The sequence below is a fragment of the Streptomyces sp. NPDC001599 genome, from assembly GCF_042893535.1.
Taxonomy (GTDB): Bacteria; Actinomycetota; Actinomycetes; order Streptomycetales; family Streptomycetaceae; genus Streptomyces.
The window spans coordinates 138,561-151,493 of sequence record NZ_JBIAVA010000004.1 but is presented as its reverse complement, the minus strand read 5'-3'; the positions used below and the strand labels follow the sequence as shown (position 1 = coordinate 151,493).

Genomic DNA, 12,933 nt, shown 5'->3' with positions numbered 1-12,933 from the left:
GGTCGTGGGAGAGGCGAAGAGCTGATGGGTTGGCTGGCAGCGGGCGACACGTACGAAGTCGCTCTGGTGGAGGGCCGGGTGGTGGCGCGGTCCGCGTCGGCGAAGTCCCCGGCGGAGGGCAAGCGGGAACGAACGCTGCCCGCGGAGATACGGGACCGCCCGGAGGTGGTCGAACTCCAGCGCTTCGCCGAATGGCTGGACCGGCACGCCGCCGAGTGCGTGGCGCAGGTCGACAACTGGATGGTGTCCTCGCTCCCGGTGCCGACCGGGCTGCTCACCCGGGTCTGGCCCGACGAGGCGTGGCAGTCGGCCCTGCGGGACGTAGTCGTGGTCGGCGAGGGCCCCGACGAGGTCGGCTTCCTGCGCGACGCGGACGAGTCGGCCGGACTGCGGGTGGTGAACCTGGACGGCGAGACCGTCCGCCTGACCGCCCGCACCGTGACCATGCCCCACCCGGTCCTCCTCCCCGACCTGGAGGAACTGCGCGCCTTCGCCGCCGAGTCGGGGGTCGTTCAAGGGGTGGAGCAGATTCACCGGGCCACCTGGCCGGCTCCCGGGGAGTCCGACGTCGGCGACACCGACGTCGTCACCGAGTTCGCGGGCGCCGAGTACCGCTCGTGGTTCCACCTCTCCGCCCGCGCCACCTCCCTCGGCCACTCGATCTCCGGGAGCAGCATCGTCCACCGCGTCCGCGACGCCGGACGCGTCTTCACCGCCCGCGTCGGCATGAGCGACCCGTACACCGAGGAGAAGGCCTGGACCGGCGGCCTCACCTGGAGCCACGAGGACGACGCGTACCGGCGCCTTCCACTGCGCGAGGTCGGCCCCGTCGCCTGGTCCGAGGGCATGCGCATGGCCGCGGCCCTGCACGCCGGCCGCACCGCGCCAACGGACGCCCCCCGGTGAACGCCACAGCAGCGGTACGCACCACACCCACGAAAGGCACGCGATCATGAGTGACGGCACGACCCGGAGCGGGGCGGCGGCAGAGGTGGAGGAGCTGCTGCGCGCCGGCGCGGTACTGCCGCCGGGCACCACCGGGGGAGGCGACCGCGCCGTGCCCGTGTTCACCCGGGCCTACCGGCATCCGGGCCTGGACGACCGGATCGTCGTACGCCTGACGCCCGCCGACCCGTCCGGCACCGAACCCGTCGCGGGCGAGTCGGCGGGCGGGGAGCACGGCGGATTCCTCGGACTGCTGCCCCTGGGCGAGCCGGTCGAGGTCGGTGTCGGACAGCACCGGGCCATGGGCTTCCCCGTATGGGTGCTGGTCCGCCACCCCACCGACGGCCACCTCGCGATGTCCCTGGTCGAGGAGATGAACAAGGTCGCCAGGACGGTGCGCTCCCGGGCGAAGAGGGCCCGCGCCAGCTACGAGTCGATCGGCGCGCGCCTCGCGGGCTCCGTGCCGCACTTCCTGCCCACCTTCTACGAGGAGGCGGGCCGGGTCTTCCTGGCCGCCGGCGAGCGGGCGTACGCCTCCCAGATGTTCGTCAACGCGCGCAAGGCCGAGACGGCCCACGCCCTGCCGTTCGACGAGGCCCGCATGGACGCGGTGTTCCTGGAGTTCGCCCTCGCCGACGCCATGCCGACCAAGGTGCTGTCCAGCTACGCCAAGGGACTCTCCTCCCGGGTGCCTGCCGCCACCGCCTACCGGCACCTGCGCGGCCTCTTCGTCCGGCTCGCCGCGCACGGCGTGGCCCCGTCGAGCCCCGGCGCGGGCGATCTGCGCAGGCTGGCGAAGGCCGTCGCCGGCAGGAACGCCCTCGCCGAGGAGATGGCCTACCTGCGCGAGGTGCTGCCGCTGCCCGGCACCCTCAAGGCACCGCCCGGCTGGTGGAAGGCCCACCGGGCCGCCCTGGTGGAGCTGACCCGGCGCGAACCCGCCGCCCGCGGCACCCTGCTCGCACTGCTCCCCTCGGAGTGGGAGCACGAGGAGCTGGGGCAGTGGCTCGACCTGCTGGAGAAGACCGGCGCCACCGAGGGACTGTGCGACGCCACGCTGCCCGCCGAGGCCCGGTCCCCCGACGGCACCGCCGGCTGGACCCGCAGGTTCCTGGCCCTGTGCCGCACCCACGAGCGGCACATCGCGCCGTCCGAGCTGTACCCCCTCGTCGACCGCATGGCCGGTGCACTCCGCGCCGAACTGAACGACGAGGGCGGTACGTTGCCGCCCCCCGTCGGTGACGTCGACCTCCTCGACCAGCTCCTCGCCCTGGACGTCCCGGTCGGCGACCCCGAGGACCGCCCGTGGCTCAACCTCCAGGACTGGGCGGCGCGCGACGAACGGCGCGACCTCCTCGCCCTGGCGGCCGACACCCGCTTCCGGGAGGTGTTCCGGAGCGGCTGCCCCACCTACGAGCGCGAGGGCATCGACAAGCGCACCGTGACCCGGCTCGCCGAGTCGCCGGGCGGCCGCCCGATGCTCGCCGAGTGGGTGGCCGGGGTCAGCCGTGGATACCTCACCAGCGGGCTGGGCGACTTCGAGCGCAGGAGCGGTCCGTTCGAGACGCTGGGGTGGCTGCCGGGCGAGATCCTGGCGACCGCCGAGCAGGAGGTGCGGGACGCGCTGAGCACCGGCATGGCGCCCGTGCTCGGCCGCGCCCTGCGCAACGGGATCGTCGACGAACTGGGCTGGCCCGCCTGGGACGAGGCGATCGGCTCGGCCGCCTCCCCGGAGCAGGCCCGCACGGCACGCGTGGCCGAGGCCTGGCCGTACCTCGTCGTGCTTCAGGGCACGCACGCCCGGGTGCTCGACGCGCAGGGCACGGTCCTCAGTCACGAGCTGCGCCTCCCGGACGAGGGGGGTCCGGGCCGCCCCGACGTCCGGTACGTGGACGGCGCACTGCTCGTCTCCTGGTACGCCTCCGCCACGTCCACCTCGTACGGCTACTGGTACCACCCCGACACGGGCGTCTCACCGACCACGGAACTCGACGGCGACGTCCGCGACTCCTACGCCTGCCACGTGGACGGCAGCGGCGGGATGAACGGCATGCCGCCCGTCTCCCTCCCGGTCCCCGGGGGCGGCAGGACCACCGGCCGCGGCCTGCTGCGGCCCGGGGACACCCATGTCCCCTGGCGGCAGCGGGTGATCAGCGACGGCAGCTCGTACTGGGTCTGGGTCAACGACTGGTCCCGCGAGAAGAACAGCACCTGGCACGCCTACGACCCGGCCGGCGACACGGCGGGGGAGCGCGGCGGCCCGGACTGGTTCGCCGAAGGACTGCGCGCCGCACCGGAGGGCAGCACCCTCGGCGCCTCCTGGCTGCTGCCCGCCCCGTCCGCCGAACCGGGCCCGGCGTGCGCCCCGGTGGACGGGCTGCTCGGCTGGCGGGTGATCATCCGGCCCGACGGCTCGCGGCACGGACAGGACCTGGCCGGCCACTCGGTCGTCGTACCCTGGCGCGTGGGCGGGAACCCGGAGAACGTGCTGTTCTTCCCCGGCACCGACCGCGCCGTCAGCGTGATGCGATGGTCGGGCGACATCCAACTGCGGGACTCCGACCACGCGGTGCTCGCCCAGTTCCAGCGTGACCAGACGGCCGGCCCCTTCTCCGCGGGCACCCCCCTGCTGCCGCCCCTGCACTACTGGCACCTGCTCCGGCCCCGCGACCCGCAGGGCTCCGCGGCGCTCCGCCGGGTCGGCGACGACGTCGCGGCGGCGCTGCTGGCGGCCGCCGTTGCCGAGCCCACCGGGGACGAGGCGGGGGAGGCCGGGACGGCGGACCGGGATGCGGTGCTCGCACCCGTCCGCACCCTGTTCCCGGAGGTCGGCCACGAAGCCCTGCTCCGGGGCATCACCGGCGTGGCGCGCCACGCCGCCGAGCAGCAGCGCTTCCTGGAGGAGCTGCTCGCCCGGCTGGACTCGGCGGTCCGGGGCGTCACCCCGGAGGAACCGCGGCCCGCGCTCGGCGACCGCCTGCTCGCCTCCGCGCTGAACGGGGGCGGCGTGACCGAACGCGACGAGCGCTGGTACTACGACTTCCAGCACCACCTCTTCGAGCTGCCGCAACTCCTCGCCCGGTCGATGAAGGGCCTGGCCGAACCGTCCCCCGCAGGCATCTTCCACCTGTCGCTCGCCGCGCAGGGGCCGTTGGAGCACCTGAACGCGGTGGCCCTGCCCGAACTGCCCGCCGTACTGGCGCTGAGGGCCGCCTCGGAGGCCACCGTGGCGGAGCACCGCGAGGCCCTGGACACCTTCCTCGGTGAACTCGACACGCACGGGCTGACGGAGCTGGACCCCGCCCACTGGCGCCGGGTCCACCTGGCCTTCGACCCGGACACCTTCGACGGGCCGGGCGGCACGCACGGGTACCGGCGGGGGACCGTGCTCAACCTGGACGGCGGCGCGTTCCTCGTCTTCCCCGACGACTGGTACCAGTTCGTCCGCGAGTACGGACCCCACGAGGTCAAGGGCAAGCACTACGGCGCGGTCTACCACGACCCGTCGGGCCGCTTCGAGACGCCGGCCCCCTACACGCCGGTGTCCGAGGAGCCGTTCGTGCCGGAGCCGACGCGGGCCCCCGGCTGGGCCGCCGCCTTCCGCGCCGAGCTGGCCGAGCGCGGCCCCGCGCCCTGGCGCCCCGAGGCCGCCGAGGAGTTCGCCCGGCTCACCGGCGTCACCCCGACCACGGCCCGGCTGGTGCTCGTCGGCATGCCGCAGACCGACGACAAGCGTGCGCACGTGCCCTCCGCCACCCTGAAGGTCATCGGGGTGAAGTCGGCCGACGCCCGCGTGTCCAAGGACGAGCTGAGGTCCCTCGACAGCGCAGCCCTGCGGGCCGTGGTGGCGGCCCTGCTGCCCACCGAACCGTCCCGGCTCTGGACGCACGGCCCCGACACCGCCCGTGCGGCCGAGGTCTGGAACGAGCGGCTGGGCAGACGCACCCCGCTGCCCGAAGACGTGCTGCACGACGCCGTCCGCACCGTCGAACCCGTCGGCTGGGCACCCGCCGACGCCCTGCGGGGCTTCGTGGACCTGGCCACCGAGCCCCGCCTGACGACGGACCTGACCTGGAGCTTCGGCCACTACTACCTGGAGACCGCCGAGCGGACGCCCCGCTTCGACAGCTCGGTGCTCAAGGGGTCGGTGGCCCTGGCCGCGTGGCTCGCCCACCGGCTCCCGTCCGGCGACCCGCTCCGGGCCACCCTGCCCGGCGTCCTGACGGCACTGCGCGAGCGACTGGCCCACCCCGGCCTGCTGCTCGCCCTCGACCGGCGGGGGATCGACTGGGAGGCGTTCCGGCGGGCCGCCGGAGACCCCACGGAGACCGGCGACGACTTCGAACGCCACGGCGCGGTCGTCCTGGGCACCGAGCGGACGGAACCGCTCCCGGCCATCCGGACGGCCCTGCTGGACGCCGCCGGTCACGACCCCCACCTGGCGGCGCTGTACACCGGTGAGCGGCCGAACGCCCAGGAGACCGCGCTGCGCCTGGTCCACGACCGGCCGTTCGCCGAACTGCTCGCCGACCCCGGCAACCCCCTGGCGGGCGAGCGCGACGCGGACGGGCTGTGGTGGCCCCAGGACCCCGCCCGCTCGGTGCCCGACCTGGTCGGCGAGGCCGCCAAGCGGTACGGCGTCGGTGAGGACGCCGCCGTCCTCTACCTGATGCTGCTCGCCATGCCGGACCCCACCGACCGCAACACCGCCCGCTGGACCGGCTGGGGCGGGCAGCGCGGCGGAACGGCCCGGCTCCGCGCGGCCCGCGCCGAACTGGCCGCCACCGACCTCGTGGTCGAGGGCAGCCGGTCCAAGGCCGGACGCTCGCTGTTCCTGCCCGGCGGCTGGGCCCAGCCCCCGAACCCGCACCTCCCCCTGGAGCGGTGGAAGCTGCCGATGTACGACCTGCTGGAGGGCGAGGCGCCCGTCCTGGGCGTCGTCGTGCCCACCCGGCCCGTCGCCGCGGTGTACCGGGAGGCCTGGCAGCGCGTCCAGGACGGGGACGGTCCGCGCCTGGAGGAACTGGAGGTGCCGCGGCCGCGCAAGCGCCGCCGCTGACGACCATGACCGCACCCGAAGAGACCGTCACCGAGGGGGTGGCACCGGCGGCCCGTACGCAGCCGTACCTGATCGGCATACGTCACCACAGTCCCGCACTGGCCGTCGCCGTCCCCCGGTTGCTGGACGCCGCGGACGCCGAGGTCGTCTGCGTGGAACTGCCGGCCGACTTCCAGCCGTGGCTGCCGTACCTCGCCGACCCGCGGACCGTGGCGCCGGTGGCCCTGAGCGGTGCGTACGAGGACGGAGGACTGCACTTCCACCCGCTCGCCGACTTCTCGCCGGAACTGGCGGCGATCCGCTGGGCGCGGGAACGGGGCGCGGAGGTGGTCTGCTGCGATCTGCCGCTGGCCGCACCGGAGTGGGGGTCCCGGCTGCCGGGCGGCGTCAAGGGGACGCCCGCTGCGGACATCGACGAGCTGTGGGACCGCACCGTCGAGGCACTGGCGCCCGGCAGCGCTCCCGAGGCCGTGCGCCGCGCCGCCCTCGCCTTCGGGCGGGCGGTGCGCCGCGACGGTGCGGGCCGCGACGGCCTCTGGGACGGTGACCTCGCCCGCGAGGCACACATGCGCCGGGTCCTCGCCGCGCAGGGACAGCGCCGGGTCGCGGCGGTGGTCGGTGCCTTCCACGTGCCCGGGCTGACCCCGGAGGGCGCCCCGGGCACAGCGGCGCAGGGCAGGTCCGACGCGGGGCCGGGCTCCCCGGTCGTCACGTCCCTCGTGCCGTACGCCTTCGCCCTGCTGGACCCCGGCTCCGGGTACCCCGCCGGCATCCGCGCTCCGCGCTGGCGGCAGGCGGTGCTCGACGCCGGTGGCGACCCCGGCAGCGTCCGTGACGCCGCCGCCCGGTTCGTCACCGAACTGTGCCGGGAGATCCGGGCGTCCGGCGACACGGCGGGCACCGGTGAGGCCGTCGAGGCCCTGCGGCTGGCCTGCGACCTCGGCACCCTGCGCGGTCTGCCCGCACCGGGCCGCCGGGAACTGGTGGAGGCGGTGACGTCTGTACTCGGCCGGGGCCGGGCCCTCGACCGGGAGTTGGGCGCCGTCCTGGTCGGCACGGGACGCGGTCACCTCGCGCCCGGCACACCCCGCTCCGGTCTCGGACCCTGGGCGGAGGCCGAGCTGGCCGCGCTGCGGCTGCCCGGACCGGCCGACCCGGGCGGCCGGGACCTCCGGCTCACGCCGCTGCGCTCCGCGCTCGACGCCCGCCGCGAGATCCTGCTCCAGCGCCTGAGGGAATGCGGGGTGGGCTACGCGGAACCCGTCGAGGTGACCGCTTCCGGGGAGGGCGGCGCGCTCACCACCCGGTGGCGCGCCGCGTGGACCCCGTCGGTCGCCGCCCGTCTCGACCTCGTCGGCGTCCGCGGGGTGACCGCCGCCCAGGCGGCCGACGGCACCCTGAGGGAGAACCACCGCAGGGCGGCCGAGGCCGGCCGGGTCACTCCGGCCCGGGTCGTCGCCCTCCTGGGCGCCGCGGCCCGGTGCGCGCTCACGGACCTGCTCCAGGACGGCCTCACGGAGGCCGAGCGCGTCCTGCCGGGCGCCGCCGCTCTGCCCGAACTGCTCGACGCGCTGGACCTGTTGGATTCCATACGCCGACGGCATCTGCCCGGCATCACCGAACGCGTCCGGATCCGGGCGGCCCGGCTCGCCGGCCTCCTGCTGGACGCCGCCGTCCGCGTCCTGCCGGGCCTCGCGGGCAGCGACGACACCCGGGACGCCGTCGCGGTCGTCACCCTCGCCGTCCGCAGCGCCGAGGACCGGCTCGGCCTGCGGCTGGACGGCGAGTTGTCCGCGCTCTCCGGGACCGGCTCCCCGCTCCTCCAGGGTGCCGCCCAGGCAGCCCGGGTACTGCTGGACCTCGACGGCTCGGACCTGCTCGGGGCGAGGCTCGCCGGCTGGGTGGACACGGCGACCGGGCCCGGCGGACGGCGACGGCTGGAACGCCGGCTCACCGGGGTGCTCGTCGCGGCCGGATTCCTGATCGAGTCCGCGTCCACCGCCCTCGGCCCGCTGTTCGAGCGGGTGGAGACCATGAGCGACCGTGACTTCCGCGACCGGCTGTACGCCTTGCGCGGCGGCTTCCGGGCACTCACCCCGCAGGGGCGGACCCGTGTCCTCGCGGCCGTCTCCGACCGCCTGGGCGACCGGCCCGACCTGCGGCTCCCCGCGCCGCCCGAGCTGGTCGGGCGCTGGGCCGAGGCCGACGGGGAGGGCTTCGCCCTGCTGCGGGAGGTGGGCCTGGCGGACCTGGTGAGTGCGCCGGCGGCCAAGGGCGCCGCGGCGACGCCGGGTCCCGCGCCGCGGGCGGAGCGTCCCGCCGCCGAGGCCCCGCACGGAGCCGGCGCCCCACGGCTCGGCCCCGCGGACCGCTGGCGGCTGCTGCTCGGCCGCGACACCGCGAGCCTCCCCGCGGCCCTGTGGCCGTACGCCCGGGCACTCGACGAACTCTTCGGGCGGGAGGGCGAGGAAGCGGGCGAGGAGAGCGGGGAGACGAGAGAGGGCGGGGAGACGAGAGAGGGCGGGGACGGCGGCGAGCCGGGCCCCGGCGCGCGCGGCACCTCCCGAGGCACCGACGCCGACGACGACCGGACCGGTGGCCGGGCACGGAGTTACCCCAGCCTCCGGCACTGGGCCGAGGACCTCCGGACGCTGTTCGGCGCCAAGATCCGGGAGGAAGTCCTCGAACGTGCCGTCGCCGACGGCCGTACGGACGCCATCGCCCTGCTCGACCCGGCCGCCGTACGGCCCTCCGTGGAACTGCTGTCCGCCGTGCTGACGCTGGCCAGGGGGATGCCCGAGCAGCGGGTGGCGAGCCTGAGGCCCCTCGTGAAACGACTGGTGGAGGAACTCACCAAGGAACTCGCCACCCGCCTGCGCCCCACCCTGACCGGCCTGGCCACCCCGCGCCCCACCCGCCGACCCGGCGGCCCGCTCGACCTGCCCCGCACGCTGCGGGCCAACCTCGCGCACAGCCGCCGCCGGGAGGACGGACAGGTCGAGGTCGTCCCCGAGCGGCCGGTGTTCAGGACCCGTACCGCACGGCAGAACGACTGGCGGCTGATCCTGGTCGTCGACGTCTCCGCCTCCATGGAGAGCTCGGTCGTCTGGTCGGCGCTCACTGCCGCGATCCTGGGCGGAACACCCATGATCTCCACCCACTTCCTCACCTTCAGCACCCAGGTCGCCGACCTCACCGGCCTGGTCGCCGACCCCCTCTCGCTGCTGCTCGAGGTGGAGGTCGGCGGCGGTACGCACATCGCGGCCGGTCTCGCCCACGCCCGCTCCCTGGTGAAGGTGCCCGACCGGACCCTGGTGGCGGTCGTCAGCGACTTCGAGGAGGGTGCCGCGGTCGAGGAGCTGCTGGCCGAGGCCAGGGCCCTGGTCTCCTCGGGCGTCCGGCTGCTGGGCTGCGCCGCGCTGGACGGCGGGGGAACGCCCCGCTACTCCGTGCCCGTCACCCGCCGACTCGTCGCCGCCGGGATGCCGGTGGCCGCCCTCAGCCCGCTCTCGCTCGCCCGCTGGGTCGGCGGGCAGGTCCGTGGAGCCGCCCGGTGAGCCGTCCCCGCCCGGGCACCGCCCCCTCGCTCCCGCCGGTCGCGCCTGAGGTGTTCGCCGCCGCGGTGGAGGGCCTGTCCACCCGGTTGCGCCGCAGACTCGACGCGGCCGTCGAGTCACTGGCCGCCACCCCCGTCGACGCCGCCGAGGACGGCACGTACGGCATCCGCTGCGGCGAGGACGCGCGGGTCACCCTGACGCCCGGCCCGTCCGGCACGATCACCTCACCGGACCAGGCCAGCTGCACCTGCCTCCTGTCCCCGCGCTGCCTGCACCGCACCGCCGCCCTGGGCGCCGCCCCGGCCCAGCCCACCGAAACGACTGCGCCCACCGCAACGACTCCGTCCACCGAAACGGCCCCCTCCACCGGAGCGGCTCCGCCCACCGCACCGGCCGCCCCTCCCGCGCGCGGGCCCTCCGCCGGGCAGGTCGGCGCCGCCGAGGGCCTCTGGACGGCGGCCGCGGCCGTCCTGGCGGCCGGGGTCACCGCGGCGGGCGCGGTTCTCCAGGCCGAGTTGCTCCGGGCCGCGCACACCGCACGCCTGGCCGGCCTGCACCGTGCGGAGGGCGCTGCCCTCGACGTCGTCCGCCACCTGCGCGACGCGCGCGACCCGCAGGGTGCCCACCGAGTCCACCGGCCCGCCGAGTCGGTCGCCGCCCTGCGGGAACTCCTCCTCGTCACCCACCGCCTGAAGGCCGCCGACCCCGACCCCGGGCTGATCGGCGCCGTCCACCACAACCACCACCCCGACGGGCCGCTGCGCCTCTACGGCGTCTGCCGGGAACCGGTCGTCGGACCCGGCGCCCTGGGCGGTGTCCTCACCCATCTCGTCGACGACGCCGGCCGCTGGTACACCCTCCGCGACGTCGCGCCGGGGGGCGGGGAGCGGGCCCGCCGCGCCGGGACCGCACATGTCGCCGTCCGGTCCTTCCTGAGCGATCACGAGCGGCTGTCCCGCGGCGGTCTGGTCGTTACCGGGGCCGCCGTCGCCCCGGACGGCCGCCTGCTCGCGGAGTCCGGCGTCCGGGCCACGTTCGCCGCCGGACGCCCCTGGGCCGGGTTCCTGCCCGCGGCCGCCGCCGACGGGACGGGGCCCGCCCCGCCGCTGACCGGGTGCGACGTGGAGATCGTCGCCGCCGACGGCGAGGAGGTGCTGGCCCGGGTCCGCACCGACGACGGTCCGGGGCCGACGGTCAGGCTGGCGCCGGCCCACCGGCATCCCGCCCTCGCACACACCGCCAACCTCCGGCGACTGGGGGCGTGTCCGGGACTGCGGGTACGGCTGCTGGGCCGCGTCGACCCCGACCGGGTCACGACCCTGCGCCCACTGGCCGTCGGGCCGGTCCCCGGCGCCGGGGCGGCGACCCTGCGCCTCCCGGAGGAGTGGCGGGACCGCGCCGACCTCGGCTACGACCGGCTGTGCGACGCGCACTTCCCGGCAGCGGCTCCCGGTCCGGCCCCGCCACCGCCCCCGCTCGCCGCTGCCGACGCCCGTCCGGTCGACTCGCCGCTCCGGCGCGTGCGCGACCTGGTCGAACTGGCGGTCACGGGCGGACGGCGCGCCGCCGCGGAACCCGCGCGCGACAGCGACCGCGGCGCCCACGCCGCCGCGCTGCGCCGCGGCGGGTTCGCCACCGGCGCGGACCTGTTCGCCGCGCTCGGCGCGGTGGCCGCCCGCCGTCCCCGGGACGCCTTCGGCCGCCCGGCCGGGGACGACCGGGACCAGTACGCGGCCCAGTGGCTGGCCACCGCCGTCTACCTCACCGGCACGGAAGCGGCCCTGGGACGCGGCCTCTGGCGCCGATGAGCCGGAAGCCCGGCGGAAAGACCCGGAGGGAAGGCCCGGCGGAAAGACCCGGAGGGAAGGCCCGGCAGGAAGGCCCGGCGCGCGAGCCCGGCGCGAAGGCCCGGTGTCAGCGCCGCAGTTCCTTGTGCGCCGTCTCCGGCAGCCGCAGGTACACCAGCGAGGACAGCAGGCACAGCACGGCGACGTACCAGGGGAAGATCCCGGCGTGGCCCAGGTCCTTGAAGAGCGTGCCCACGTACGGTGCCGTGCCGCCGAACAGCGCCACCGTGAGCGAGTAGGGGAAGCCGATCCCGGCCGCCCGCACCCGGGGCGGGAAGACCTCGGCGTTGACGGCGGCGCTGATGGAGGTGAAGCCGGTCAGCAGGACCATCCCGGCGCACTGCACGAGCAGCAGCACGGCGAAGGAGTCGCGCAGGGAGTGCAGCAGCGGCACGCTCAGCAGCGCGAAGCCCACCCCGAAGAAGAGCAGCAGGGGACGCCGCCCGAACCGGTCGGAGAGCATCCCGCCGAGCGGCTGGAGCAGCCCGAAGAAGGCCAGCGAGATCGTGCCCGCGAGCAGCGCGTCCGACTTGGCCACGCCCGCGTTGAGTTCGGCGTACGTCGGCAGGTACGACGTCCAGGTGTAGTAGGCGATCGTGCCGCCCGCCGTGATGCCGCAGATCAGCAGGGACTCGCGCGGATGACGGCGCAGTGCCTCGAAGAGGGCCGGGCGCGGCGCCCGTTGCTGCTCGGCGCTGCGGGTCTCCTGAGCCCCCTGCCGGATCCAGAAGCCGACCAGGCTGAGGACGGCGCCGAACACGAAGGGGATCCGCCACCCCCAGCCGTTCATCCGGTCCTCGCTCAGCGTGTCCACCAGCAGCGTCGCGATCCCGGACGCCACCAGCTGCCCCGCCGTGGTCGAGACGTACTGGAAGCTGGAGAACAGGCCGCGCCGCCCCGGCCCCGCCGACTCCACCAGGAAGGTCGTCGAGGCCGCGAACTCGCCGCCCACGGAAAGCCCCTGGAGCAGCCGCGCGACCACGAGGACCACCGGGGCCAGCACACCGGCCGCCGCGTACGTCGGGGTCAGCCCGACCAGCAGACTGCTGCCGCCCATCAGCAGGATGGTGACGGTCAGCGCGGCGCGCCGCCCCCGCCGGTCCGCGATCGCGCCCATCAACAGCCCGCCGACGGGCCGCATGAAGAAGCCCACGGCGAAGACGGCGAACGTCGACAGCAGCGGCACCAGCGAGTTGTCCGCGCCCTTCGGGAAGACCTGGTCCGCGATGTAGGTCGCGAGGAAGGTGTAGGCGTACCAGTCGTACCACTCCACCGCGTTGCCCACCGAGGCGGCGAGGAGCTGGCGTACGGGCCGTCGGGTCGCGGGTGCCGGTGCTTCCGTGTCCATGCCTGTCATGATCGCGACCATCCCCGCACGGCGGGCCCGGCACACCTCGCGTACCGGTGACTTTCACACCAGCGCCACCGGACCCTTCCCTGACGTTTGCTGCTCCTGGAACACTCCTTTCGCGCGCAATCCGTCATCACCCGGCACCGTCCGGCCGGTTGAACCCCCCAAGGCGAG

At 75.7% G+C, this 12,933-nt stretch carries 5 protein-coding genes; 4 read left to right on the top strand and 1 reads right to left on the bottom strand.

From position 1 onward, the window contains the following. Positions 1-24 precede the first annotated feature (24 nt). The 4 genes from ACFYZ3_RS13450 to ACFYZ3_RS13435 are packed head-to-tail and all read left to right on the top strand — an operon-like array spanning position 25 to position 11,369. Positions 25-906 (top strand): DUF4132 domain-containing protein, encoded by an 882-nt coding sequence (locus ACFYZ3_RS13450; protein WP_388516194.1) that lies wholly within the window; start codon positions 25-27, stop codon positions 904-906. Positions 907-952: 46 nt separating this feature from the next. Next, positions 953-6,004, top strand: a complete 5,052-nt coding sequence (locus ACFYZ3_RS13445) for a DNA-binding protein (RefSeq protein WP_388516192.1) — start codon at positions 953-955, stop codon at positions 6,002-6,004. Positions 6,005-6,009: 5 nt separating this feature from the next. Then, the gene (locus tag ACFYZ3_RS13440) at positions 6,010-9,561 is read left to right on the top strand and encodes a DUF5682 family protein (protein WP_388516190.1); all 3,552 of its coding nucleotides are present in this window, start codon (positions 6,010-6,012) and stop codon (positions 9,559-9,561) included. Further along, positions 9,558-11,369 carry a hypothetical protein gene (locus tag ACFYZ3_RS13435; RefSeq protein WP_388516188.1) on the top strand — a complete coding sequence of 604 codons (1,812 nt, stop codon included), beginning with the start codon at positions 9,558-9,560 and terminating at the stop codon, positions 11,367-11,369. The genes ACFYZ3_RS13440 and ACFYZ3_RS13435 overlap by 4 nt, the downstream gene beginning before the upstream one ends. A 106-nt stretch (positions 11,370-11,475) precedes the next feature. Here ACFYZ3_RS13435 and ACFYZ3_RS13430 read toward each other — a convergent pair whose 3' ends face one another. Continuing rightward, positions 11,476-12,777 (bottom strand): MFS transporter, encoded by a 1,302-nt coding sequence (locus ACFYZ3_RS13430; RefSeq protein ID WP_388516186.1) that lies wholly within the window; start codon positions 12,775-12,777, stop codon positions 11,476-11,478. Positions 12,778-12,933 lie beyond the last annotated feature (156 nt).